Origin of the sequence: Pseudomonas sp. X4 (assembly GCF_040784925.1) — a bacterium.
GTDB lineage: Bacteria > Pseudomonadota > Gammaproteobacteria > Pseudomonadales > Pseudomonadaceae > Aquipseudomonas > Aquipseudomonas putida_Z.
Window position 1 is genome coordinate 3,653,883 of the sequence record NZ_CP160798.1, and the last position, 25,196, is coordinate 3,679,078.

Consider the following 25,196-nt stretch of genomic DNA (forward strand, 5'->3'; position numbering starts at 1 on the left):
GGCCGGCACTGACGAAACACTGTCCATGAGGTACCCCCCGTGACACCCGCAATGCCTCACCAGGGCGCCGCCGGCATCGCCACCGCCGTCGCCGAAAGCGTGCAATACCAAGGCCGCAAGACTGCCCGCCAGGGCAGCGAGCAGCGTCGCCAACTGATCCTCGACGCCGCCATGCGCATTGTCGTGCGCGATGGCGTACGCGGTGTGCGCCATCGCGCCGTCGCCGCCGAGGCCGGTGTGCCACTGTCGGCCACCACCTACTACTTCAAGGACATCGAGGACCTGCTGACCGATACCTTCGCCCAGTACGTCGAACGCAGCGCCGCCTACATGGCCAAGCTGTGGGCCAATACCGAGGTGGTGTTGCGCCAGTTGCTGGCCGAGGGTGACGGCAGCCCGCAGGCGCGGGCACGCCTGGCTGACGAGGTAGCGCGCATGACAGCCGACTACGTGCAGCGGCAACTTCTGAACCGCCGCGACTTCCTGATGGCCGAGCAGGCCTTCCGCCAGGAGGCGCTGCTGTGCCCGCGCCTGGCTCAACTGGTGTGCGCCCATGAACAGATCCTGCTGCATGGCACCCGCCAATTGCTGCAGGTGGTGGGCTCGCAGCAACCGGAACAGGACGCCCAAATGTTGACGGCGATTATCGAGCAGATGGAATATCAGGGCCTGCTCAAGGATGCGAACGCGCAAGCCGATGGGCAGATGCTCGCTATGCTTAGCCGATACCTGCAGCTGGTGCTGGCATCGGCCTGAGCCGAGACCGACTTTTCAAGGAGAACCTGATGAAAGCCTGGCGTGTGGTGTTGTTGACTTTGTCATTCCTGCTGCTGGGCGGTTGTCTGGTGACCTTCCACGAGCCTTTGCCGAGCAACCAGGCGGCGCCCAAGGCCCTGCTCGGCAAGTGGAGCAGCAAGGACGCCTGGGGCGAGCCGCTGAAGCTGGTGATCAGCCGTAGCGGCGGCGATGCCTACAAGGCAGTGGCCACGGCCAAGGGCAAGGCGCCCGAGGAATACGTGTTCACCGTGTCGCGCCACGGTAACCGCTGGTACCTGTCGGCTGGCGTGCCGAAGCGCCTGGGTGGCAACTTCCTGATCGGCGGTTTCGATATCGTCGATGGCAAGGAACTGGTGGTCTACAACCTGGATGTCGAGCAGGTGCAGCAGGCGGTGGACAAGAAGGAGCTGACCGGGCGCAGCACCGAGGTGCCGGAAGACAACGGCGACGGCGTGCTGATCGACAGCCCGTCGGCGCGGGTGCTGGCGTATCTGGACGACCCGGCCAACTCCGACCTGTTCGTTGAAGTGGCGCGGTTCCAGCGCTCCGGCAAATGACCGTGCTGGCTTCTTCGCGGCTAAAGCCGCTCCCACAGGGACCGCATCGGTTTCGAGCCTGATGCAGTACCTGTGGGAGCGGCTTTAGCCGCGAAGAGGCCGGTACAGGTTTCTTGTACTAGAAAGGAGTCCCCGGTGGACGAATACCAGCAAACCATCCGTGCCCTGTCCGACCGCATCGTTGCGGCACAGACCCCGATCCGGGTCCTGGACGCGGTGAAGTGGGACGACAACATCCGCCAGGGTTTCCTCAAGGCCAAGGGCAAGGAGCCGCCGGCCGTCGACCGTGCCTACTACCAGTCGCGCCCGCTGGCGTTCGATTCCAGCGCGGTCAAGGCCGAGTTCCAGGGCATCGAGCGCGACATCATTCGCCAGCTCGGCCAGTTCAACCCGGTCGGGCAGATCATGAAGCGCATGTGCCGCGAATACCGCATGGTGGTGCGCATGCTCGAAGCGCGCGGCACCGAGGATTTCGGGCTGATCTCCCAGGAACTGTACGGCGCTGCCTCGGATGCCTTCCACGCTGGTGATCCGACCCTGGCCGACCTCGGCCTGATGCTGTCGGACTACCTGAACAACATCGATGGCCGTGGCGACCTCAAGGACGAACCGAAGAACCTCACCGCCAAGGAGGCCGTGGAAATCCTCCAGCACCGGCTGAACAAGGTGTTCGGCGAGGCCGAGGAGACCATCCGTGTGTTCGAGTCCGATGGCATCGTCGCCGATGCCGCGGCCGGGGCCGACTACATCAAGGTGCGTGCCGACGCCATGTTCAACGCCCGTGACGTGCGCGCCCTGGAGGTGCACGAAGGGCTGGTGCATGTCGGCACCACGCTCAACGGCCTGAACCAGCCGATCTGTACCTTCCTGGCCAAGGGCCCGCCCTCGTCGACGGTCACCCAGGAAGGCCTGGCCATCCTCATGGAGGTGATCGCCTTCGCCTCCTACCCCAGCCGCCTGCGCAAGCTCACCAATCGGACCCGCGCCATCCACATGGTCGAGGAGGGTGCCGATTTCATGCAGATCTACAACTTCTTCCGCGAGCAGGGGTTCGAGATGGCGCAGAGCTACAGCAACGCCAGCCGGGTGTTCCGTGGGTCGGTGCCCAATGGCCTGCCATTTACCAAGGACTTGTCCTACCTCAAAGGCTTCATCATGGTTTACAACTACATTCAGTTGGCCGTGAAGAAGGGCAAGCTCGAACAGATCCCGTTGCTGTTCTGTGGCAAGACCACCCTGGAAGACATGCGTACCCTGCGACAGCTGGTCGAGGAAGGCCTGGTCGAGCCGCCCAAGTACCTGCCCGAGCAGTTCCGCGACCTCAACGCGCTGTCGGCCTGGATGTGCTTTTCCAACTTCCTCAACCACCTGAGCCTGGACCGCATTGAAGCCGATTACGCGAACATTCTCTGAGTGCTGCCGCCTGCTGGCCCTGGGTTTGATCCTGCTGGGCCTGGGCGGTTGCAGCAGCCTGCTGTTCTATCCCGAGCGCGGCCAGCCGTTCACGCCCGAGCGGGCCAGGCTCGAGTACCGCGATGTCACCTTGACCACTGCTGATGGCATCCGCCTGCACGGCTGGTGGTTGCCGGCCAAGGCCGGGGTCGAGGTCAAGGGCACGGTGCTGCACCTGCATGGCAATGGCGGCAACCTGCCTGGGCACCTGGGCGGCAGCTACTGGCTGCCGGAGCAGGGTTACCAGGTGTTGATGATCGATTACCGCGGCTATGGCCTGTCCCAGGGCGAGCCGAGCCTGCCCGAGGTGTACCAGGACATCGCCGCGGCCATGGCCTGGCTGGAGCAGGCCCCTGAGGTCAAGGGCAAGCCACTGGTACTGCTGGGGCAGAGCCTTGGCGGGGCCATGGCCATTCACTACCTGGCGGCCCACCCGGAGCAGCGCCAGCGTTTCAGTGCCCTGGTGTTCGACGGTGTGCCGGCCAGTTACCGTGCGGTCGGGCGCTTTGCCCTCAGCACCTCGTGGATGACCTGGCCGCTGCAGGTGCCGCTGTCGTGGCTGGTGCCGGACGGTGACAGCGCGATCCGCTCGATCGAGCAGCTGAGCAGCCCGCCCAAGCTGTTCTTCCACAGCATCGACGACACCCTGGTGCCGATGGACAACGGCATCCGCCTGTACCAGCACGCGCCAGCGCCGCGGGTGCTGCAACTGACCCGTGGTGGCCACGTGCAGACCTTCGCCGACCCGACCTGGCGCCAGGTGATGCTGCGTTTCCTCGACGACCCCAGCCATTTCAACGGCCTGCGGCGGCTGGCCGAAGTGCCCAATTACCCTGACGAGAAGAACAAGCAATGAGTGAAGAACGCAACGCCATCCCGCTGATCCTGACCGGTGTCGGCAGCATCATCGTGACGGTGGGGGCCTTGTGGTACTACGGTTACCTGCATTTCGCCAAGCCCGAGGATGCCCTGTTGCTGCAGGATTTCACCATGCTCAAGACCATCCCCGGCGAGGACTACAAGGTCTCGCTGGACCCGGCACCACAAGTGGCCCAGTGCGTCGATGGCGTGCTGGTGCTGTTCGACACCCAGCAGAAAGGCCTGACCGGGGTGCTGGTGGACAACCGCAAGCGCGCGGTGCGTTGCATGGGCGAGGAAACCCCGCAGCAGGTGCAGTGAACCATTATCTCTGCTGCCTGTGCTGGCCCTTTCGCGGCTGAAGCCGCTCCCACAGGGACTGTGCAAAGCTCAAGATATCTGCTGCCTGAACTGGCCTCTTCGCGGGCACGCCCGCTCCCACAGGGATCGCGCAAAGCTCGAAACGGGCGCCGTACCTGTGGGAGCGGGCGTGCCCGCGAAGAGGCCGGAACAGGCAAAAGAAAGCCCCGCTTCGATCGCGGGGCTTGTCAGTTCAGCTAGCCAGCCTTACTGCTGTACCTGGCTCACCGAGCGCGGCGCCACCGGCTGGTTGTCGTTGGAGATGGTCACCTCCACCCGACGGTTCTGCGCACGCCCCGAATTGCTCGAGTTGTCCGCTACCGGGTACTCCTTGCCATAGCCCTGGGCGACGATGCGCGCCGGGTCGACGCCGGCACGTACCAGTGCCATGCGCACGCTGTTGGCGCGGCGCTCCGACAGGCCCTGGTTGTAGTTGGCCGAGCCGACGCTGTCGGTGTAACCCTCGACGATCACCTTGCGTTCCGGGTTTTCCTGGAGGAACTGCGCCAGCTTGGTGACGTTCGGGTAGGCGTTGCTCTTGAGTTCGGCCTTGTTGAAGTCGAACAGCACGTCACCGAAGGTGACCAGCGTGCCGCGGTCGGTCTGCTTGGCGTTGAGGCTGTCCTGCAGCTTGGCGATCTGAGCGTCGCGGGCGTCCAGCTTGGCCTGGGCGCGCTGGGCCGAAGCGTTCTTCAGTTCGCCTTCGGCTGTGCGCAGGGCGATGGTCTGCTTGGCCACTTCGACGCGCTGGTTGGTCAGGTAGGCCAACTGGTCGACCTTCTTCTCGTCTTCACGGTCCATGTAGGCCTTGTCGGCCTTGTTCAGCCAGTCCTGGGCGTCCTTGGTCTCCAGCGCGGCAACCTTGCTCGATTGCGGGTCGCTCTGCAGCGAGGAGAAGTTGGTGCGGGCCGATTCGAGGTTGGCGTTAGGGTCGTGCGAGCAGGCAGCAAGGCCGACGCTCAGGGCCAGCAGGGCGGGAATCATGACGTAGTTGCGCATAGTGTTCATCCTTTGATCGTGTGCGAAGGCCGAGGTGGGCGGGGCAGGGCTCACTGAGCGCTGCGCAGGCCTTCCTCACGTACGTCCTGAACGCCCTGGCGGGCATCCTGCACGGCCTTCTGGGCCTTGGCCGCCTGGGCCTTGCGTTCGGCGAGGCGGGCGTCCCACTCGGCCTGTTCGGCCAGGCGCCTGGCGTCGTCGTACTTCTTGTCATGCATGGCGATCTCGGCCTGCTTGAACTTGTCCTGTGCCGCTTTCATTTCCACGGCGGCGAACTCGGTGCCGCCAGCGCTGACGGCGGAGTTCACGGCGGACTGGGTGACTGCATACTGCTCGGTGGGCGGGTTGCCCGCACAGCCGGCCAGGACCAGGCTGCTGCCCAGGGCCAGCGCTGCCAGCTTGAACCCGCGCACATGAGTGGATGAGGGTTTGTAGATGCGGGTGTTCTTGGTGGTCAGTTCCATTGGATCACTCCTGTTTACGACGTTGTCCGTAGCAGTCCATCGCTCGTTCCCTGACACGTGCACGCGCTTCAGCTCAACGGTGCACAACGGCAGGTGTGCAGGGTTTTAGCGTGATGGCTATTGGCTGTGACTGACGCGTTTTTCGGATAGTTCAGAAAAAATCATCCTGAGCGGATAACTATTTCTGACTAATCGGTCAGTGCGATTCGCCCGGAACTTTCGCGGGGCGTAGCGGTATTCCGGGCCTTTGCCAGGCCCGGAGCGGGGGCGGCGGGTTACTTCTCGCTGTCGGCTGCCGGGTTGCTCAGGGCGTGCAGATGCTGTCGCGAAAGTGACAGAAAGCGCGGAGTAGGACCGATGTCCTCGTACAGCGGGTCGCCTTCCTCGTCGGTGGCAATGACCTGGCGGCCTTGCACATAGGGGAAGCTGGCTTCCAGCTCCTCGAGGGCTGCCGCGACCAGCTCACCGAGCAGTTCCTCGGCGGTGCGCTTGGGGTACATGTCGATCAGCGCGGCCAGGCGCGCTTCGGACTCAAGGTCCAGATGCAGGACATGGCCCGTGGGGCTGAGGGTACCGGCGGCATTCTGTTCCCAGTGCTGGGCGAGTTCACGGATTTTCATGCTGACCTCTGTTGACGCCTGAAAGGGCTGCAATGCATGGGAGTGTCGTGCTTTCACTTTAGTTTGCTTTGGCCGATCACGGCTTGCCATCGGCGCCTGGCTGTGGGCACTCTTGGGGCGAATACCGTGCACCCCTGTGGGAGCGGGTTCACCCGCGAACACCGGCGCAGCCGGTGCCAGGCACCGCGCTGGATGCTTCGCGGGTGAACCCGCTCCCACAGGGGCTCGCGTAAGGGCTGAAAAAGGGATGCAATGCGCCAGAGCCGCGCCGGAGAGAGGGCCAATGACCGATATCGATGTGCGTTTGCGTGAAGATGTCCATGTGTTGGGTGAGCTGCTCGGCGATACCATTCGCCAGCAGCATGGCGAGGCGTTCCTGCAGAAGATCGAGGACATCCGCCACAGTGCCAAGGCCGACCGCCGCGTTGCCGGCGAGCAACTGAGCTCGACCCTGGCGGACCTGGCCGATGAAGACTTGCTACCCGTGGCCAGGGCCTTCAACCAGTTCCTTAACCTGGCCAACATGGCCGAGCAGTACCAGTTGATCCGCCGCCGCGACGCCGACCAGCCCGAGCCGTTCGAGGCCCGGGTGCTGCCCGAGCTGCTGGCGCGCCTGAAGCAGGCCGGGCACAGCAATGATGCCCTGGCCCGGCAATTGGCCAAGCTCGACATCCAGCTGGTGCTCACCGCTCACCCCACCGAAGTGGCCCGCCGCACCCTGATCCAGAAGTACGACGCCATCGCCGGCCAACTGGCAGCCCAGGACCACCGCGACCTGACCCCGGGCGAACGCCAGCAGGTGCGCGAGCGCCTGCGCCGGCTGATCGCCGAGGCCTGGCACACCGAAGAAATCCGCCGCACCCGACCGACGCCGGTGGACGAAGCCAAGTGGGGCTTTGCGGTGATCGAGCATTCGCTGTGGCACGCCATCCCCAGCCACTTGCGCAAGGTCGACAAGGCCCTGCTGGAGGCTACCGGCCTGCGCCTGCCGCTGGAGGCGGCGCCGATCCGCTTCGCCTCGTGGATGGGCGGTGACCGTGATGGCAACCCCAACGTGACCGCAGCGGTCACCCGCGAAGTCCTGCTGCTGGCGCGCTGGATGGCTGCCGACCTGTTCCTGCGCGACATCGATGCGCTGGCGTCCGAGTTGTCCATGCAGCAGGCCGACGATGCCCTGCGCGAGCGGGTCGGCGACAGTGCCGAACCCTACCGTTCGCTGCTCAAGCAACTGCGCGATCGCCTGCGGGCGACGCGCGCCTGGGCGCATTCGGCATTGACCAGCAGCCAGCCGGCCAGTGCCGAGGTGCTGGTGGACAACCGCGACCTGATCGCGCCGCTGGAGCTGTGCTACCAGTCACTGCACGCCTGCGGCATGGGTGTGATCGCCGAAGGCCCGTTGCTCGACTGCCTGCGCCGCGCCGTGACCTTCGGCCTGTTCCTGGTCCGCCTGGACGTGCGCCAGGACGCCGCCCGCCACCGTGATGCGTTGAGCGAGATTACCGACTACCTGGGCCTGGGGCGCTATGCCGACTGGGATGAAGAGCAGCGCATCGAGTTCCTCCAGGCCGAGCTGAAAAACCGCCGGCCACTGCTGCCCGCGCACTTCAAGCCACAGGCCGATACCGCCGAGGTACTGGCCACCTGCCGGGAAATTGCCGCCGCGCCGGCCGCCTCGCTGGGCTCTTACGTCATCTCCATGGCCGGTGCTGCCTCGGATGTGCTGGCGGTGCAGCTGCTGTTGAAGGAGGCCGGCCTGACTCGGCCCATGCGCGTGGTGCCGCTGTTCGAGACCCTGGCCGACCTCGACAATGCCGGCCCGGTGATGCAGCGCCTGCTCGGCCTGCCAGGCTACCGCGCCAACCTGCGCGGCCCGCAGGAAGTGATGATCGGCTATTCCGACTCGGCCAAGGACGCTGGTACCACGGCTGCGGCCTGGGCGCAGTACCGGGCCCAGGAAAACCTGGTGCGTATCTGCGCCGAGCACCAGGTCGAGTTGCTGCTGTTCCACGGCCGTGGCGGCACGGTAGGCCGCGGCGGTGGCCCGGCCCACGCGGCGATCCTGTCGCAGCCACCGGGTTCGGTGGCCGGGCGCTTCCGCACCACCGAGCAGGGCGAGATGATCCGCTTCAAGTTCGGCTTGCCGGGCATCGCCGAGCAGAACCTGAACCTGTACCTGGCCGCCGTGCTCGAAGCCACCTTGTTGCCACCGCCACCACCGCAGCCGGCCTGGCGCGAGGTGATGGACCAGCTGGCCGCCGATGGCGTCAAGGCCTACCGCGGCGTGGTGCGGGAGAACCCCGATTTTGTCGAGTACTTCCGCCAGTCCACCCCGGAGCAGGAACTGGGGCGCCTGCCGCTGGGCAGCCGCCCGGCCAAGCGCCGCGCCGGTGGCATCGAAAGCCTGCGGGCCATTCCGTGGATCTTCGGCTGGACCCAGACCCGTCTGATGCTGCCGGCCTGGCTTGGCTGGGAAACGGCATTGAACAATGCCCTGGCCCGTGGCCAGGGTGAACTGCTGGCGCAGATGCGCGAGCAATGGCCGTTCTTCCGCACCCGCATCGACATGCTCGAGATGGTGCTGGCCAAGGCCGATGCGCAGATCGCCGAGGCCTACGACGAACGTCTAGTGCAACCGCACCTGCTGCCTTTGGGTGCGCACCTGCGCGACCTATTGTCGCAGTCGTGCCAGGTGGTACTGGGCCTTACCGGGCAGCCGGTGCTACTGGCGCACAGCCCCGAGACGCTGGAATTCATCAGCCTGCGCAATACCTATCTGGACCCGTTGCACCGCCTGCAGGCCGAGTTGCTGGCCCGCTCGCGCAGCCGCGAAGCCGCTCTGGACAGCCCGTTGGAGCAGGCCTTGCTGGTGACTGTGGCGGGTATTGCAGCCGGCCTGCGCAACACCGGCTGAGGGTAGGCCCGGGGCGCACAGGGCAGGTGCCGTGCGGGGGATGCAAGTGGGCGAAGAGGGTGGTTGCGCCGGGCGCAACCGCCTGCCAGGCCAGCCGTAGGTGGCGCATTCCTGCAACTTTGGGACGCTTGTCTGGCTGCCGGGCGCTGTGTATCTTGAGCAGCCTTCTGACCGATTTATGGTCATACCCGATTTTCCGGACTTGGCCCTGGTCGCCGAATCCATTGAATTTCATAAAAAAATTTGAGGAGCACGAGATGCGCGTAATTCTGCTGGGAGCTCCCGGGGCCGGTAAAGGTACTCAGGCAAAGTTCATCACCGAAAAGTTCGGTATCCCCCAGATTTCCACCGGTGACATGCTGCGTGCCGCCGTCAAGGCCGGTACCCCGCTGGGCCTGGAACTGAAGAAAGTCATGGATGCCGGCCAGCTGGTCTCCGACGAGTTGATCATCAGCCTGGTCAAGGAGCGCATCGCCCAGCCTGATTGCGCCAAGGGCTGCCTGTTCGACGGCTTCCCACGTACCATCCCGCAAGCCGAAGCCATGGTCGCTGCCGGTGTCGACATCGACGCCGTGGTGGAAATCGCCGTGGACGACGAGGAAATCGTCGGCCGCATGGCTGGCCGCCGCGTGCACCTGGCCTCGGGCCGCACCTACCACATTCAGTACAATCCGCCGAAAGTGGAAGGCAAGGACGACGAGACGGGTGAAGACCTGATCCAGCGTGATGACGACAAGGAAGAAACCGTTCGCCATCGCCTGTCGGTCTACCACAGCCAGACCAAGCCGCTGGTGGACTTCTACCAGAAGCTGTCCGCCGCCAATGCCGGCAAGCCGAAGTACAGCCACATCGAAGGCGTCGGCTCGGTCGAAGCCATCACCGCCAAGGTCCTGGCAGCCCTGAGCTGATCCAGCGCCCGACGCACCTCGACAACGGCCCGCTTGCGGGCCGTTGTCGTTTGTGGGGGCGCGGCATTGCGGCCCTGATGCGGCCTTTGTGGGAGCGGGCGTGCCCGCGAAGAATTCAACGCGGTGGCTGGCACCGGCTGCGCCGGTGTTCGCGGGCGCGCCCGCTCCCACAGAGACCGCGCCAGTTCGCCATGTAGCGCATTAATGGCCGTACAGCTGCCCCTTCGGGACACAACGCCGCCGCTGCTCTATACTGCCGCTCTTTTCCCCCTAGTACCTGGATACCCGTTCGATGACCACCCTCCTGGCCCTGGATACCGCCACCGAAGCCTGTTCCGTCGCACTGCTGCATGACGGCAAGGTAACCAGCCATTACGAGGTGATCCCGCGCATGCATGCCCAGAAGCTGCTGCCGATGATCAAGCAGCTGCTGGCCGAGTCCGGCGTGGCGCTGAATGCGCTGGATGCCATCGCCTTTGGCCGTGGCCCGGGCGCGTTCACCGGCGTGCGCATTGCCATCGGTGTGGTCCAGGGCCTGGCCTTCGCCCTGGAGCGCCCGGTTTTGCCGGTGTCCAACCTGGCCGCACTGGCCCAGGGCGCGCTGCGCGAGCACGGCGTGCAGCAAGTGGCGGCCGCCATCGATGCGCGCATGGATGAAGTGTATTGGGGCTGCTATCAGGCCACCGAGGGCGAAATGCGCCTGGTCGGCCAGGAGGCAGTGCTGCCGCCCGAGCAGGTGGTGCTGCCGGCGGGCAGCGCTGGCGAGTGGTTCGGTGCCGGTACCGGTTGGGGCTATGCCGAGCGCCTGGCGGTGCAGGTGGCAGCCAGCAATGCCAGTGCCTTGCCCAACGCCCTGGACATCCTCAGCCTGGCCAGCTTTGCCTGGGCACGCGGTGAGGCGATCGTTGCCGAACAGGCACAACCGGTCTACCTGCGCGATAATGTAGCGACACCCAAGAAGCGCTGAGTGTTGTTCGTCGGTTATCGCCGATGACACTAAAACCTTTTGCGCGATCTGTGGTCCAGTTATCACTCGAGCATTAGCGATGGAACCCTGATGCTGCTAAATTGCCATCATTGGTTCTGAGTGCTCATGCCATGCGTATCGACGGTTTCTCATCGCAGTCCTACCCGATCAAGCGCACCCCACGCAAGGCAGCGGTGCGTGACGAGGCCATCGATGATGCCGAGGTGATCGAGGAGGTCGAAACCGCCCCTCAGGAAGCCACCGCCCGCCGTCGCAGCGGTGGCCTGCCAGCCCGCCAGCAGGACATGATCTTCCCCCGCGCCCGTGACCGCCGCACCGCTACCGCATTGGCCAGCTACCTGAGCACCGCCGGTTTTACCGACTGGGACATGGAAGTACTGGGGCTCGACCTGTACATTTAGTGGATGAGTCCATCACCACTGCCTTATTTTCTCGGTTGCCCGTCCTGGAGCGAAAACGCCTGGCGCGACTACCTGTATCCCGCCGACGCCAACAGCAGTGAAATGCTCGGCTACTACAGCCAGGTGTTCAACGCCGTCGAGGGCAATACCACTTTCTACGCACGCCCCGCACCCGGCACCATTGCGCGCTGGGCGCAGATCATGCCCGAACACTTCCGCTTCACTGCCAAGTTCCCGCGGGACATCAGCCATGAAGGCGACCTGCGCGATCAGCTGGAACCGGCCTTTGACTTCACCCGCCTGATGGCCCCGCTGGGCCAGCGCGTAGCGCCGTACTGGCTGCAGTTGCCGGCCCAGTTCAGCCCCGCACGGCTGGGCGAGCTTTGCCACTTCCTTGACGAAGTCGGAGTGCCGGTGGCCGTGGAGGTGCGCAACCAGGCCTTCTTCGCCAAGGGTGAAGAAGAGCGGTTGCTCAACCGCCTGCTGCATGAGCGTGGCGTGGAGCGTATCTGCCTCGACCCGCGTGCCTTGTTCAGCTGCACCTCCCGTGACCCCGCCGTGCTGCATGCGCAGGCGAAGAAGCCCAAGGTACCGCCACGCCCGGCAGCCTTCAGCCAGCACCCGCAGGTGCGCTTCATCGGCCACCCGCAGCTGGAGGCCAACGAGGCCTTTCTTACCCCCTGGGTGGACAAGGTCGCCGCCTGGATCGAGGAAGGCCGCAATCCCTACATCTTCCTGCACACCTCGGACAACCGCCTGGCCGCGGCGTTGGCCCAGCGCTTTCACCAACGCCTGATGCAGCGCCTGCCGGGCCTTGCCGCGTTGCCGGAATTGCCGCGCACCCCCGAGGTCGAACAACTGGGGCTACTCTGACCTTTCCCTGACTGCCGGAGGTTGAACCATGGATGTGCAAACCCTGCGAGCCGAAGCCTTCAAGGCCCTGCACGAGCGTGACAGCGCCTTCGTCATCCCCAACCCGTGGGATGCCGGCTCGGCCAAGTTGCTGGCCAGCCTGGGCTTCGAGGCGCTGGCCACCACCAGTGCCGGCCTGGCCTTCAGCCTGGGCCGGCCGGACGCCGAAGGCGCCTTGAGCCTGGACGATACCCTCGATAATGCTGGCGAGATTGTCGACGCTACCCCCTTGCCGGTGGCTGCTGACCTGGAGAACGGCTTTGGCGACCTGCCCGAAGATTGCGCCCAGACCATTCTGCGGGCCGCCGAAGTCGGCTTGGTGGGTGGCTCTATCGAGGATGCCAGTGGTCACAGCGATACGCCGATCTATGATTTCGGGCTGGCAGTGGAGCGTGTGCGCGCAGCCGTGCAGGCCGCACGCAGCCTGCCGTTCCCGTTCACCCTGTGCGCCCGGGCAGAGAACCTGCTGCACGGGCGCATGGACCTGGACGACACCATCCTGCGCCTGCAGGCCTATGCCGAGGCCGGTGCTGATGTGCTCTATGCGCCCGGGCTGCGTACTGTCGAGGAAATCCGCGCGGTGGTGCAGGCCGTCGCGCCGCGGCCGGTGAATGTGCTGATGGGCATGGCGGGCGTGCCGCTGAGCGTCAACCAGTTGCAGGACCTGGGTGTACGCCGCATCAGCGTCGGCTCGTCGCTTGCCCGTGCCGCGTTGGGGGCCTTCCACCGGGCTGCGCTGGAGATTCGCGATGAGGGCACCTTCGGCTACGGTGAGCAGGCGCTGCCGTTCGCCCAACTCAACGACCTGTTCCGCCGCTGATGAGGGCCGTGCTGGCGTTGCTGGCCGGCCTGTCGTTGCTTGCGGGGCTGGCCTGGCACCTGGGTTGGCGGCTGCCCGCCGCGTGGAACCCGTGGGCGCCGCTGGACGTGCGTCAGCCCCCCAACCTGCTGACCCCCTACAAGCTTTCCCGCCTTCGTGATGACCCGATGCTGTGTCGCCTGGCACTTCAAACCAGCCAGTTGCGCTACCGGGCACAAGCCGACAGTTCGGCTGCTGCCGACTGCCCATTGCGAAACGTATGGCGTATCGACGGTGGTCAGGCGCGGCTCGGCGGCAGCTTCCTGGCCAGTTGTCCGTTGGCAGTGGCGTATGCACTGTTCGAAAACCATGGCCTGCAGCCTGTAGCGCAACGGGTGTTGGGGCAGCCGGTGGTTCAGGTCGACCACCTGGGCAGTTTTGCCTGCCGCAATGTCTACCACCGCAAGCAGGGCCGGCTGAGCCAGCACGCCACGGCCGATGCCTTGGACATCAGTGGCTTTCGCCTGCGGGACGGCCAGCGCATCGTCCTTGCGCGGGACTGGCAGGCGGGCGGGCAGAAAGCGGAATTCCTTCGTCAGGTGCAGCAGGCGGCCTGTGACAGCTTCAGCACGGTACTGGGGCCGGACTACAACGCTGCACACCACAACCACTTTCATGTGGACATGGGCCGCTGGCAGATCTGTCGTTGAGCGTGGGCGCGTTCAGGCGTGGGCGCGCACGTTGTTCAGCACCACCGGGCGTGCCCAGTGGATGTCGAACTCCAGGTCGGTCTGCTGCTTGGCCAGGGTGGCGTCATCGAACGGTTCGGGCGCCGGGTCCAGCAGGTTGGTCTCGAACTCGGCGATCGGCAGGAACAGCGAGCGTGGGGTAGGGCCGGGGCCGGGTTCGGCAATCGGGTGACCTTGGCTCATCACCACCGGGCGTAGCCAGCTGTTGCTGATGTCGAGCTGGCGCTGCTGCTCGATCAACTCGACTGCGCTGAACGGCTCGGGGGCGGGCGGCAGCAGGTTGGCTTCGAGTTCTGCCTTGGGCAGGAACAGTGGCTCGGGCGGTGCCACCTCGGTGTCGTGTACCGGGCAGGCACGCTGGGCGTCGATCAGGGCCAGCGCACGGGCGCCGCCGATCGGCTCGCCGCTGCTCTGGTCGTATTGCACGAACGACTGGCTGACGCTGTCTACCGGCTCTTCCTGCTGCTCGGCCATGGCCCGGGCAAAGAAATCCTGCCACAGGTGGCTGACGCCCCCGAGTGCCTGGGTGTTGTGCTGACTGTAGTTGCCGACAGGCGACAGGTAGGTCAAGCCGATGGGAAGAGTATCTGACATGGCAGTCGCGCGCGTTGTGCTCTGGCAGAATAGCGGGATATTGCCTGTATCGGCCGAAGTAGCCGATACATTAACGGCTGGGTTCAATTTCTAGGTGTGAATGATGGAAGAGCAGGGCACAGGTATCCGGGTCGAGGCGCTGTCGGCTGAATTCGAGGCGCTAGCTGCTGCGTGGGCACAGCGCCTTGAGTTGCCGCTGCAGGACGATGCTGCCGGGTTTGCCGTGCAGGTGGGCGTTGATGGCTTGCAGATCCAGCAATTGGGCCCGCAGGCCCCGGGGCCGGTGCGGGTCGACTTCGTCGAAGGCCAGGCCGCGCACCGGCGCATGTTCGGTGGTGGCAACGGGCAGATGATCGCCAAGGCGGTGGGCATTGCCCAAGGCGTGCGTCCGCAGGTGCTGGATGCCACCGCCGGGCTGGGCAAGGACGCGTTCGTGCTGGCCAGCCTGGGCTGCCAGATGACCCTGATCGAACGCCAGCCGCTGATTGCTGCATTGCTGGAGGATGGCCTGGCTCGGGCGCGGTCGGATGAAGAGGTGGGGCCGATCGTGGGGCGCATGCGCCTGCTGACCGGCAACGCCATCGAGCGCATGCGCGCCTGGGAGGGCGAGGCGCCCCAGGTGATCTACCTCGACCCGATGTTCCCGCACCGGGACAAGAGTGCGCTGGTGAAGAAGGAAATGCGTGTGTTCCGGCCCTTGGTGGGTGATGACCTGGATGCCCCGGCCCTCCTCGAAGCTGCCCTGGCGCTGGCCAGCCACCGGGTGGTTGTGAAGCGGCCGCGCAAGGCGCCGATCATCGACGGGCCGAAGCCGAGCCACAGCCTGGAGGGCAAGTCGAGCCGGTATGACATTTACCCGAAGAAGGCCCTCAAGGCCTGATTTGGCTATGCCTGTTCGGGCCTCTTCGCGGGTAAACCCGCTCCCACAGGTGCTGTACAAACTTCAAGATCACATCGACCCTGTGGGAGCGGGTTTACCCGCGAAGAGGCCCGCACAGACAGCCTGATCTCAGGGCTGGAACGCCCGCAGGAACACACCTACCACCTCGCGCACATGCGCCTCGGCCTCATCCCCCTCCAGCGGCCCCGCGCACCCCAGCAGCAGCCGGTAATCCGGTGCGCCCTTGACCAGGCAGAAGAAGTGCTCCGCCGCACGCAGCGGGTTGTCGATGCGCAACAGCCCGCGCTCATGCGCCCCGCGCAGCAAAGCTTCCATCCCCGCGAGCACGCGCTTGGGCCCGGCTTCGTAGAAGTACTCGCCAAAGCTCGGGTCGAGGCTGCCCTGGGCCATGATCAGGCGGCTGAGCTTGACCGCTTCATCGCTGCTGATCAGCGCCTGGAAGCCACGGGCAATGGTCAGCAGCACCTCTTCCACCGGCGCCCCCTCGGGGTACTCGAACAGCAGGTCGGGCAACTGGATCTGGCAGGTTGCCATGACCGCCGAGCCGAAAAGCGTCTGCTTGTCGGTGAAGTGGCTGTATACGGTGAGCTTTGAAACACCTGCCGCCGCAGCGACCGCATCCATGCTGGTGTTGGCGTAGCCAAGGCTGAGGAACAGGGCCTTGGCTGCTTCGAGAATCGCCTCGCGTTTGGCCAGATCCTTGGGCCGGCCCGGGCCGATGGGGGCGTCGTTGGACATTGTGGTCTGCATCTGGTTGAAGAAACACCATCTTAACGGGTCAGGCGCCATCCGGCTAAAGCCTGCGGGCAAAACCTGCTGTTTGTCAGCGAAAAGCTGATCGACAGTGAGGTAGGAGATCGAGTGCAGCAAAAGCCCAACGCATGGCGAAAAATTGACGGGTTCCAGATGCGCTGGACCCGCTCGGGGTAGTTGCCGAACTCGCGCGCACTGGCGGAATGAAAGTGCTGGTGCTCAAGGGGGTGTACGAGACCGTCCCCGTTGCCCAGGCCATCGAGGAGGGCGTGCTTGGCATCGTACTGGTCGAGGATTCGCCGTCGAGGCGAGTGCTTTGGCGGAGAAGAACACGATCTCCGTCGGTCTTGGTCGCAGTCAAGGTCACCAGGTTGTTGGCGGTCAGGATCTTCGAGTCATCGGGGTTACTGGTGTCGGGGTGCACGATGGCGCGAAGCTGGTCGAGGGTAACGGAACCGTTGCTGGCGACGCTTACGGTGAACACCAGATGGTTGCCGATGGCGAACGGCCTTCCACCACGGCGCCATTGAGCGACAGGTTGACTGCCGAGCCGGTGGCCGTGTCGGTCAGGCCAGAGGCGCTCGTCACGACGCGCAGGGCATAGGTGAGCGTACCGGCACCATCGTTGCCGAAGGCCGAGGTGAAGTTGGCGGCGATGCCGATGAACACCTTGTTCAGCAGATTGACGGCATCGTCAGGATTGCCCGTGTTCGGGTGCTTCAGCGGCTGGTATTCCACCGTCTAGATCTTGCCGCCTCTTCCCGGCATCCGTTGCCTGATTTAATATACTCTCCAGTACAAATATTGAATGTGCCCTCCGCGAAAGGATTCATCATGTTGCGCCATGCCTTGTCCATCGCTCTGTCCGCCGCTGCCGTGCTGTTGCTGGCGGCGTGCGGCCAGGAAGCCGCCCCACCTGCAGCGCCGCGCCCGGCGCTGGTGGTGCAGCCGCAGCCGGCCGAAGCCGCTGCCGACAGTTACCCCGGCGAAGTGCGGGCGCGCTTCGAGCCGGAACTGGCTTTCCGCATTAGCGGCAAGGTCAGCAAACGCCTGGTCGAGGAAGGGCAGCGGGTCAAGGCCGACCAGCCGCTGGCCGAGCTGGACCCGCAGGATGTGCGCCTGCAACTGGAAGCCAACCGTGCCCAGCTGGCGGCCGCCGAGGCCAACCTGTCGCTGGTGCGCGCCGAGCGCGATCGCTACCAGAAGCTGCTGGACCGGCAGATGGTCAGCCATTCCCAGTTCGACAACGCCGAAAACCTCTACCGCGCCGGCCTGGCCCGGCTGAAACAGGCCAAGGCCGAGTTCGACGTGGCTGGCAACCAGGCTGAATATGCTGTGCTGCGCGCACCCCAGGCCGGGGTGATTGCCAAGCGCCAGGTGGAAGTGGGCCAGGTGGTCGCCGCAGGGCAGACCGTGTTCACCCTGGCCGCCGATGGCGAGCGGGAAGTGGCCATCGGCCTGCCGGAGCAGCAGTTCGCCCGCTTCGCCGTGGGCCAGCCGGTGAGCGTGGAGTTGTGGTCGCACCCGCAAGAGCGCTTCCAGGGGCGTATCCGCGAGTTGTCACCGGCCGCCGACCCGCGTTCGCGCACCTTTGCCGCCCGCATCGCCTTTACCACGGCCGCCACGCCGGCGGAGCTGGGCCAGAGCGCCCGGGTGTTCATCGCCCACGAAGGGCTGATCCCGCTGGCGGTGCCGCTGTCGGCAGTCACTGCGGAAAACGGCCAGGCCTACGTCTGGCGGGTCAACAAGGACAGCCGCCTGGAGCGGGCAGTGGTGCGCCTGGGGCCCTACGGCGCCGACAGCGTGCCCGTGCTCGAAGGCCTCGCCCCCGGCGACTGGGTTGTCGCCGCGGGTGGCCATGTATTGCGCGAGGGCCAGGAGATACGCCCCGTGGACCGTACCAACCGCGTAGTGAACCTGACGGCCAAGGAGTAAGTCCCGATGGGTTTCAACCTTTCTGCCTGGGCGCTGCGCAACCGCCAGATCGTCCTGTTCCTGATGATCCTGCTGGCGGCCATTGGCGCCATGTCCTACACCAAGCTCGGTCAGAGCGAGGACCCGCCGTTCACCTTCAAGGCCATGGTCATCCGTACCCTGTGGCCCGGTGCTACTGCCGAGGAAGTGTCGCGCCAGGTCACCGAGCGCATCGAGAAGAAGCTGATGGAAACCGGCGAGTACGAGCGGATCGTGTCGTTCTCCCGCCCGGGCGAATCGCAGGTCACCTTCATGGCCCGCGACTCGCTGCATTCCAAGGACATCCCCGAGCTGTGGTACCAGATCCGCAAGAAGGTCGCGGACATCCGCCACACCTTGCCACCGGAAATCCAGGGCCCGTTCTTCAATGACGAGTTCGGCACCACCTTCGGCAATATCTATGCACTGACCGGGGAGGGCTTCGACTACGCGGTGCTCAAGGACTATGCCGACCGTATCCAGATCCAGTTGCAGCGGGTCAAGGATGTGGGCAAGGTCGAGCTGATCGGCCTGCAGGACGAGAAAATCTGGATCGAGCTGTCCAACCTCAAGCTGGCCACCCTCGGCGTGCCGCTGGAGGCCGTGCAGCAGGCCCTGCAGGAGCAGAATGCGGTCAGCACCGCCGGCTTCTTCGAAACGCCCAGCGAGCGCCTGCAACTGCGGGTGAGCGGGCGCTTCGACAGCGTCGAGCAGATTCGCCAGTTCCCCATCCGCGTGGGGGACCGCACCTTCCGTATCGGCGATGTGGCCGAGGTGCACCGCGGTTTCAACGACCCGCCCGCACCGCGCATGCGTTTCATGGGCGAGGATGCCATTGGCCTGGCGGTGTCGATGAAGGACGGCGGCGACATCCTGGTGCTGGGCAAGGCATTGGAAAGCGAGTTCGAGCGCCTGGCGCGCAGCCTGCCGGCCGGCATGGAGCTGCGCAAGGTCTCGGACCAGCCGGCGGCGGTCAAGGCCGGCGTGGGCGAGTTTGTCCAGGTGCTGGTCGAGGCGCTGGTCATCGTGCTGCTGGTGAGCTTCTTCTCGCTGGGCCTGCGCACGGGGTTGGTGGTGGCGCTGGCCATCCCGCTGGTGCTGGCCATGACCTTCGCCGCCATGCACTACTTCGGCATCGGCCTGCACAAGATCTCCCTTGGCGCGCTGGTGCTGGCCCTGGGCTTGCTGGTCGATGACGCGATCATTGCCGTGGAGATGATGGCGATCAAGATGGAGCAGGGCTACGACCGCCTCAAGGCGGCCAGCTACGCCTGGAGCAGCACCGCCTTCCCGATGCTCACCGGCACCCTGATCACGGCGGCGGGCTTCCTGCCCATCGCCACGGCAGCCTCCAGTACGGGCGAATATACCCGTTCGATCTTCCAGGTGGTGACCATTGCCTTGCTGACCTCCTGGGTGGCCGCCGTGGTATTCGTGCCTTACCTGGGCGAGCGCCTGCTGCCGGACCTGGCCAGGCTGCATGCCGCGCGCCATGGCAAGGACGGCCATGCGCCAGACCCTTACGCCACACCGTTCTACCAGCGTGTGCGGCGTGTGGTGGAGTGGTGCGTGCGGCGGCGCAAGACGGTGATCCTGCTGACCATTGCCGCCTTTGTCGGCAGTATCCTGCTGTTCCGCTTCGTGCCCCAGCAGTTCTTCCCGGCCTCCGGGCGCCCGGAACTGATGGTCGACCTGAAACTGGCCGAGGGTGCCTCGCTGGCCAACACCGCCGAGCGGGTCAAGCAACTGGAGGCGTTGCTCAAGCAGCAGGAGGGAATCGACAACTACGTGGCCTATGTGGGCACCGGTTCGCCGCGTTTCTACCTGCCGCTGGACCAGCAGCTGCCGGCGGCCAGCTTCGCCCAGTTCGTGGTACTGGCCAAGTCGATGGAAGACCGCGAGCGCCTGCGCAGCTGGCTGATCAGCACCGTGGACCAGCAGTTCCCCGACCTGCGTGCCCGGGTCACCCGCCTGGAAAACGGCCCGCCCGTGGGTTACCCGGTGCAGTTCCGGGTAACTGGCGAGCACATCGAGAAGGCCCGTGCGCTGGCCCGCGAGGTGGCCGACAAGGTGCGCCAGAACCCGCATGTGGTGAACGTTCACCTGGACTGGGAGGAGCCGAGCAAGGCGGTGTTCCTCGAGATCGACCAGGACCGCGCCCGCGCCCTGGGCGTGAGCACCGCGCACCTGTCGAGCTTCCTGCAAAGCTCGCTGACCGGCACCACGGTCAGCCAGTACCGCGAGGACAACGAGCTGATCGAGATCCTGCTGCGCGGCACCCGCCAGGAACGCAGCGAGCTGGGCAACCTCGGCAGCCTGGCACTGCCGACCGACAATGGCCAGAGCGTGGCGTTGTCGCAGGTTGCGACCCTGGAGTACGGCTTCGAGGAAGGCATCATCTGGCACCGTAACCGCTTGCCGACGGTGACCGTGCGCGCCGATATCTACGACAAGGAGCAGCCGGCGACGCTGGTGAAGCAGATCGAGCCGACCCTGCATGACATCCGCGCCAAGCTGCCGGATGGCTATTTGCTGGAAGTGGGCGGCACGGTCGAGGACTCCGAGCGCGGGCAGAAGTCGGTGAATGCCGGCATGCCGCTGTTCGTGGTGGTGGTGCTGAGCTTGCTGATGATCCAGCTGCGCAGCTTCTCGCGCACGGTGATGGTGTTCCTCACCGCGCCGCTGGGGCTGATTGGCGTGACCTTGTTCTTGCTGGTTTTCCGCCAGCCGTTCGGCTTTGTCGCCATGCTCGGCACCATTGCCCTGGCGGGAATGATCATGCGCAACTCGGTGATCCTGGTGGACCAGATCGAGCAGGACATCGCGGCGGGGCTGGAGCGCTGGCAGGCGATCATCGAAGCCACGGTGCGGCGCTTCCGCCCGATCGTGCTGACAGCACTGGCTGCGGTGCTGGCGATGATTCCGTTGTCGCGCAGTGTGTTCTACGGGCCGATGGCGGTGGCGATCATGGGTGGGTTGATCGTGGCCACGGTGCTGACCCTGCTGTTCTTGCCGGCGTTGTATGCGGCTTGGTTCAGGGTGAAGAAGGGCTGAAGGCCGCAGGGGAGGGCTTTGCCCTCGAACCGCGGCAAGCCAGCTCCCACAGAACTGCACATAACTCATTAGCAGGGACACTGTGGGAGCGGCTTTAGCCGCGAACACCGGCGCAGCCGGTGCCATACACCGCGTTGGATTCTTCGCGGCTAAAGCCGCTCCCACCTCGACCGCATCGGCCTTGAGCCAGGCGCTATCCCTGTGGGCGCTGGCTTGCCGGCGATGAGGCCAGTACAGGCAACACAAGACAGTTGCTCCCACCTCGACCGCATCGTCCTCAAGCCATGCGCTATCTCTGTGGGAGCTGGCTTGCCGGCGATGGGCTGCAAAGCAGCCCCCAGGGCCCTCAGAGGGCGCCGAAGACCTTCTTGGCCAGGCTGGTAGCCGCCTCAGCCGGGTTCTGGCGAATGCTCTGCTCCTGCTTGGCAATCATTTCGAACAGGCCATCCAGTGCCTTTTCAGTCACGTAGTTCTCGATGCTGGCGCTCTTGGCATCGACCACACCCAACGCCACGGCCTGCCCGGCAAAGTTGTTGTACTGCTGAGCCAGGCCAACCTTGTCGGTAGCCTGCTTGACGATCGGCAGGAACTTGGCGCGGATCTGCTCGCGGCTGCTCTTGTTCAGGTACTGGGTAGCCGAGTCGTCACCGCCGCTGAGGATGCCCTTGGCATCGGTCACGCTCATGTTCTTCACGGCATCTACCAGAATCGCCTGGGCCTGCGGCACGGCAGCCTCGGCGGCCTTGTTCATGCTGGTTTCCAGGGCTTCGACCTGTTCACCCTTGCCGAACATCTTCATCGCCTTGGCGGCCTTGCCCAGGTTGCCTGGCAGTTCGATGCGCACGTCCGGGTTGTTGCTGAAGCCGCCCGGGGTGCTCAGCTGCTTGACGGCCAGTTGCGCGCCTTGGGTCAGGGCATCCTTCAGGCCGCCGGTGGCGTCTTTCTGGGTCAGGTCGCCCAGCGACAGGGCCAGGGCACTGGCCGACAGCAGCAGGCCGGCGCACAGGGTGGTGAAACGCAGGGAAGTGCGGATCATGAAGCTTTCCTTGTAGACAGATGAATACGGGTATCAGCGAACCGGATCGACCTTGATCCGCACGGGCTGTGGGTCACTGCCGTCGAGCATGACGCCGTGGTGTTCGGTGTTGATGAACAGCAGCTTGCCGTCCAGCTCGATGCGTGCGCTTACCGCATAGCGGTGGCCGGGCTTGACCTGGGCCGGGTCGTAGGTGAGGTGGAACGGCAGCGCTACGTTGCCTTTGATCGGGCCGGCCTGGCGGGCCAGGGTCACCGCCGGGGCGTCCATCAGCGAGACGTCCTGCAGTTCCACGCTGAGGGTGGCGGCAGGTGGCAGGGCGCTACGCTGCAGGTAGAAGACTTCGCCATCCAGGCTGGCCTGGTTGGACGGGGTGTGGCTGGAACAGGCTGCGAGCAAGGATGCGCAACACAGCATAAAGAGCTTTTTCATGGTATCTCCGAAGTCCTTGGCGTTGGCTTGTGGCCAACCCCAGGGACTTTAGCGGATTTTCCCGGCTGATAAAGCCTCAGATGGTGGAAGTTTCCAGCCCGTCTTCACGGTGCAATGCCACCTGGCGGATCGACAGGCGCAGTTCCGCCGACAGCACGCGCTTGGCCACGCCTTCGGCCAGCTCGCCGAGCTTGTCGTGATAACCCAGCTTGCCCTGGGCATCTGCATGCAGCACGCCTTGCTCGAGCAGGGTCTGGATGAAGTGGCGGAACAGGGTCTTGTCGAAGAACTCCGGGGCGTTCAGGCCGTGCAGGATCGACAGGCGCTGGGCCATCATCACGCACAGGTCTTCCAGTTCTTCGGCGCTGAGGCTGTTCTGGCCGCTGTTCAGCAGCAGCGAGGTGGCCATGTAGAAGCGCTGCAGGGTCTGGGTGATGGTGCGGGCGAGCAGGGTCAGCAACACGAACTGCCGCGAGCTGGGTGCCGGGCGAATGTAGGTGTCGTTGTCCTGGCGCAGCAGCCCTTGCTCGACCAGTGCGGTCAGCCACTGGTCGATCACCGCATCCAGTTGCTCCGGCGTCCAGCGCAGGAACAGTTCGGCCTGCAGGTAGGGGTACAGCGCGTGCACATACTGGCCCAGCAGTTCGCGGCTCATGCGCGAACTGCTGAGGAAGAAGCTGGCCAGCAGCGCCGGCAGGGCGAAGATGTGCAGCACGTTGTTGCGGTAATAGGTCATCAGTACCGCGTTGCCTTCATCCAGGTACAGGATGCGGCCCAGGGCGTCCTTCTGCTCGGCCACCAGGTTCATGCCGCGCACGTGCTCGATCAGCGCCTGGCCGTCGCCGTCGGGCAGGGTGGTGTGCGGCGAGTAGGGCACCTGGCGCAGCAAGGCCAGGTACAGGTCGAGCACGCGGGTCAGGGCGCGCTCGTCCAGGGCCAGGCGGCTGGTGGACAGCAGCGCCAGGGCCACCAGGTTGACCGGGTTGATCGCGGCCGCCTCGTTGAGGTGGCGGGCCACGGTTTCACCCAGGCGGGTGGTGGTGGCGTTGAGCCAGGCCGGGCGGTACTGCGGGCCGTGGTCCTGTTCACGCCAGCCGGGCTGTTGCTGGTCGAGGAAGCCGGCCAGGCGGATCGGCTCGCCGAAGTTCACGTATACCTGGCCAAAGCGCTGCTTGAGCGCGCCGAACACCTTGAAGATATCGAAGATCGACTCTTTCTTCTTGCTGGCACCGCGCAGCTCGCCCAGGTAGGTGCGGCCTTCGAGCACGCGCTCGTAGCCGATGTACACCGGCACGAACACGATCGGCGTGCGCGACGAACGCAGGAAGCTGCGCAGGGTGATGGCCAGCATCCCGGTGCGCGGCTGCAGCATGCGCCCGGTGCGCGAGCGGCCGCCTTCGACGAAGTACTCGACCGGAAAGCCCTTGGTGTACAGGGTGTGCAGGTACTCGTTGAACACCGCGGTGTACAGCGGGTTGCCCTTGAACGTGCGGCGCATGAAGAAGGCACCGCCACGGCGCAGCAGGTTACCCACCAGCGGCATGTTGAGGTTGATGCCCGCGGCCACGTGCGGCGGTGTCAGGCCGTTGCGGAACAGCAGGTACGACAGCAGCAGGTAGTCGATATGGCTGCGGTGGCACGGCACATAGATCACTTCGTGGCCGGGGGCGATGCCTTGTACCTGCTCGATGTGGTTGACCTTGATGCCGTCGTAGATCTTGTTCCAGAACCAGCTCAGCACCACTTCGAGGAAGCGGATGGCGGTGTAGGTGTAGTCCGAGGCAATCTCGTTGCCATAGCGCAGAGCCTGGGCTTCGGCCTTGGCCAGCGGCAGGTTTTCGCGCTGCGCCTCATCGACGATGGCCTGGCGCACCTGGGGCGCATGGATCAGGCCCTTGACCAGGTTGCGCCGGTGCGAGATGTCCGGGCCGATGACGGCGGTCTTGAGGTTGCGAAAGTGCACGCGCATCAGGCGCTGGGCCATGCGCACGGTGCGCTCGTGGCCCTTGTTGTGTTGTACCAGTTCGCGCAGGTGGATGGGCGCGGAGAACTGCACCCGGGTCTTGCGCCCGAGGATCAGCACGGTCAGCAGCCGGCGCAGGCGCCCGGTAACCGCCCAGCTGTCGGCGAACAGCAACTTCCACGGGCTGGATTCACTCGCCGGGGTCTGGCCCCAGAACACACTGACCGGAATGATCTGCGCATCCTCTTCGGCATGCTGGCTGACGGCGGCGACCAGGCGCTCCAGGGTAGGCGGGGCGCCGCGCTTGTCATGGCGGCCGAGCCAGTCCGGGTCCGGGGTCAGGTAGAAGAACGCCGCCGGTTCCTGCAGCGGGCCAACCGCCACCGGCAGCACCGGGCGCGGCAGGCCTGCCTTGGTGCATTCATGGTCGAGCACGGCCAGGTCGGTGAGCGCGGGCGAGGGCAGGGCATAGAACACCGGGCGGCTGCGGTCGAGCTTGAGGGTGAGGGAGGACTGGTTGATGGTCTCGGAGCGCACCCACAGGTACAACAGGCGACGCAGGGCGCCGAAGATCAGGCGGCGCAGGGGGGAACGGGTCATGGGGTGTGTGCCCTGGGTGTGATTTTCAGGTGGGTATCCAGCCAATTAGTCTGCCGTATCCGCGCAAGTTCAGCAAAAATCGCCGAACGGCGCGACGGTCATCAAATTTTTTTGTTCTGTGTCATATACTCGGCCTGCCACTTGCAAGATATTTG

General features: G+C 65.1%; 23 protein-coding genes and 2 pseudogenes. 16 read left to right on the top strand and 9 right to left on the bottom strand.

Translation table 11 applies throughout. The annotated features are described in order from the left end of the window. Positions 1-51 precede the first annotated feature (51 nt). The 5 genes from ABX298_RS16270 to ABX298_RS16290 all read left to right on the top strand — a co-directional run bounded on the left by ABX298_RS16270 (position 52) and on the right by ABX298_RS16290 (position 3,965). Positions 52-756 (top strand): TetR/AcrR family transcriptional regulator, encoded by a 705-nt coding sequence (locus tag ABX298_RS16270; RefSeq protein ID WP_025337938.1) that lies wholly within the window; start codon positions 52-54, stop codon positions 754-756. A 29-nt stretch (positions 757-785) separates the two neighbouring features. Beyond that, on the top strand, positions 786-1,334 hold the full coding sequence (locus ABX298_RS16275) for a hypothetical protein (protein WP_003258915.1): 549 nt from the start codon (positions 786-788) through the stop codon (positions 1,332-1,334). Between the two features lie 135 nt (positions 1,335-1,469). Further along, a complete protein-coding gene (locus tag ABX298_RS16280) occupies positions 1,470-2,747 on the top strand; it encodes a flavohemoglobin expression-modulating QEGLA motif protein (protein WP_025337939.1) in 1,278 nt (425 codons plus the stop codon). After that, positions 2,719-3,642 carry an alpha/beta hydrolase gene (locus tag ABX298_RS16285; RefSeq protein ID WP_286101150.1) on the top strand — a complete coding sequence of 308 codons (924 nt, stop codon included), beginning with the start codon at positions 2,719-2,721 and terminating at the stop codon, positions 3,640-3,642. Before ABX298_RS16280 ends, ABX298_RS16285 begins: the two co-directional genes overlap by 29 nt. After that, on the top strand, positions 3,639-3,965 hold the full coding sequence (locus ABX298_RS16290; RefSeq protein ID WP_003252219.1) for a hypothetical protein: 327 nt from the start codon (positions 3,639-3,641) through the stop codon (positions 3,963-3,965). Before ABX298_RS16285 ends, ABX298_RS16290 begins: the two co-directional genes overlap by 4 nt. A 246-nt stretch (positions 3,966-4,211) precedes the next feature. Here ABX298_RS16290 and ABX298_RS16295 read toward each other — a convergent pair whose 3' ends face one another. The 3 genes from ABX298_RS16295 to ABX298_RS16305 form a co-directional block, all read right to left on the bottom strand. After that, positions 4,212-5,003 (bottom strand): OmpA family protein, encoded by a 792-nt coding sequence (locus ABX298_RS16295; protein WP_025337942.1) that lies wholly within the window; start codon positions 5,001-5,003, stop codon positions 4,212-4,214. Between the two features lie 50 nt (positions 5,004-5,053). Next, positions 5,054-5,467, bottom strand: coding sequence for a DUF4398 domain-containing protein (locus ABX298_RS16300; protein WP_003258911.1), 414 nt, complete (start codon positions 5,465-5,467; stop codon positions 5,054-5,056). Positions 5,468-5,742: 275 nt separating this feature from the next. Next, the gene (locus tag ABX298_RS16305) at positions 5,743-6,087 is read right to left on the bottom strand and encodes a type 1 pili tip component (RefSeq protein ID WP_013971223.1); all 345 of its coding nucleotides are present in this window, start codon (positions 6,085-6,087) and stop codon (positions 5,743-5,745) included. 283 nt (positions 6,088-6,370) lie between these two features. Here ABX298_RS16305 and ppc point away from each other — a divergent pair, with 283 nt between their 5' ends. From ppc to ABX298_RS16340, 7 genes are all read left to right on the top strand, one after another. Continuing rightward, positions 6,371-8,998, top strand: a complete 2,628-nt coding sequence (ppc, locus tag ABX298_RS16310) for a phosphoenolpyruvate carboxylase (protein ID WP_274079230.1) — start codon at positions 6,371-6,373, stop codon at positions 8,996-8,998. Between the two features lie 257 nt (positions 8,999-9,255). Continuing rightward, positions 9,256-9,906: an adenylate kinase gene (gene adk / locus ABX298_RS16315; protein WP_003259830.1), complete on the top strand. Its 651-nt coding sequence runs from the start codon at positions 9,256-9,258 to the stop codon at positions 9,904-9,906. Between the two features lie 292 nt (positions 9,907-10,198). Then, positions 10,199-10,873: a tRNA (adenosine(37)-N6)-threonylcarbamoyltransferase complex dimerization subunit type 1 TsaB gene (gene tsaB, locus ABX298_RS16320; RefSeq protein ID WP_137163121.1), complete on the top strand. Its 675-nt coding sequence runs from the start codon at positions 10,199-10,201 to the stop codon at positions 10,871-10,873. 131 nt (positions 10,874-11,004) lie between these two features. Next, positions 11,005-11,295, top strand: a complete 291-nt coding sequence (locus tag ABX298_RS16325) for a hypothetical protein (protein ID WP_025337946.1) — start codon at positions 11,005-11,007, stop codon at positions 11,293-11,295. A 3-nt stretch (positions 11,296-11,298) separates the two neighbouring features. Next, on the top strand, positions 11,299-12,168 hold the full coding sequence (locus tag ABX298_RS16330; RefSeq protein WP_085587642.1) for a DUF72 domain-containing protein: 870 nt from the start codon (positions 11,299-11,301) through the stop codon (positions 12,166-12,168). A gap of 28 nt (positions 12,169-12,196) precedes the next feature. Continuing rightward, the gene (locus tag ABX298_RS16335) at positions 12,197-13,027 is read left to right on the top strand and encodes an oxaloacetate decarboxylase (protein WP_025337948.1); all 831 of its coding nucleotides are present in this window, start codon (positions 12,197-12,199) and stop codon (positions 13,025-13,027) included. Then, positions 13,027-13,716 (top strand): extensin family protein, encoded by a 690-nt coding sequence (locus ABX298_RS16340; RefSeq protein WP_274119689.1) that lies wholly within the window; start codon positions 13,027-13,029, stop codon positions 13,714-13,716. The genes ABX298_RS16335 and ABX298_RS16340 overlap by 1 nt, the downstream gene beginning before the upstream one ends. A gap of 12 nt (positions 13,717-13,728) precedes the next feature. On the opposite strand, the gene ABX298_RS16345 is transcribed toward ABX298_RS16340, so the two are convergent. Continuing rightward, a complete protein-coding gene (locus ABX298_RS16345) occupies positions 13,729-14,349 on the bottom strand; it encodes a hypothetical protein (protein ID WP_025337950.1) in 621 nt (206 codons plus the stop codon). 103 nt (positions 14,350-14,452) lie between these two features. On the opposite strand from ABX298_RS16345, the gene ABX298_RS16350 reads away from it, so the two are divergent. Then, positions 14,453-15,229: a class I SAM-dependent methyltransferase gene (locus ABX298_RS16350; RefSeq protein ID WP_367394483.1), complete on the top strand. Its 777-nt coding sequence runs from the start codon at positions 14,453-14,455 to the stop codon at positions 15,227-15,229. A gap of 129 nt (positions 15,230-15,358) precedes the next feature. On the opposite strand, the gene ABX298_RS16355 is transcribed toward ABX298_RS16350, so the two are convergent. Then, positions 15,359-16,000: a TetR/AcrR family transcriptional regulator gene (locus ABX298_RS16355; RefSeq protein WP_137163125.1), complete on the bottom strand. Its 642-nt coding sequence runs from the start codon at positions 15,998-16,000 to the stop codon at positions 15,359-15,361. A gap of 152 nt (positions 16,001-16,152) precedes the next feature. Here ABX298_RS16355 and ABX298_RS16360 point away from each other — a divergent pair. Next, positions 16,153-16,302: pseudogene (locus ABX298_RS16360) on the top strand (DNA-binding response regulator); the annotation flags it as partial. A gap of 38 nt (positions 16,303-16,340) precedes the next feature. Here ABX298_RS16360 and ABX298_RS16365 read toward each other — a convergent pair. Continuing rightward, positions 16,341-16,657 (bottom strand): annotated as a pseudogene (locus tag ABX298_RS16365) (DUF5801 repeats-in-toxin domain-containing protein); the annotation flags it as partial. Between the two features lie 180 nt (positions 16,658-16,837). Between ABX298_RS16365 and ABX298_RS16370 the strand changes: the two are divergent. Continuing rightward, the gene (locus ABX298_RS16370) at positions 16,838-17,938 is read left to right on the top strand and encodes an efflux RND transporter periplasmic adaptor subunit (RefSeq protein ID WP_274079233.1); all 1,101 of its coding nucleotides are present in this window, start codon (positions 16,838-16,840) and stop codon (positions 17,936-17,938) included. Positions 17,939-17,944: 6 nt separating this feature from the next. Beyond that, positions 17,945-21,010: an efflux RND transporter permease subunit gene (locus ABX298_RS16375; RefSeq protein WP_367393350.1), complete on the top strand. Its 3,066-nt coding sequence runs from the start codon at positions 17,945-17,947 to the stop codon at positions 21,008-21,010. Between the two features lie 346 nt (positions 21,011-21,356). Here ABX298_RS16375 and ABX298_RS16380 read toward each other — a convergent pair whose 3' ends face one another. From ABX298_RS16380 to plsB, 3 genes are all read right to left on the bottom strand, one after another. Then, positions 21,357-22,046, bottom strand: coding sequence for a DUF4197 domain-containing protein (locus tag ABX298_RS16380; protein WP_025337957.1), 690 nt, complete (start codon positions 22,044-22,046; stop codon positions 21,357-21,359). Positions 22,047-22,079: 33 nt separating this feature from the next. Next, positions 22,080-22,478, bottom strand: a complete 399-nt coding sequence (locus tag ABX298_RS16385; RefSeq protein ID WP_286101159.1) for a YbaY family lipoprotein — start codon at positions 22,476-22,478, stop codon at positions 22,080-22,082. A gap of 76 nt (positions 22,479-22,554) precedes the next feature. Next, positions 22,555-25,041 (bottom strand): glycerol-3-phosphate 1-O-acyltransferase PlsB, encoded by a 2,487-nt coding sequence (gene plsB, locus ABX298_RS16390; RefSeq protein ID WP_238067344.1) that lies wholly within the window; start codon positions 25,039-25,041, stop codon positions 22,555-22,557. Between the last annotated feature and the right edge of the window lie 155 nt (positions 25,042-25,196).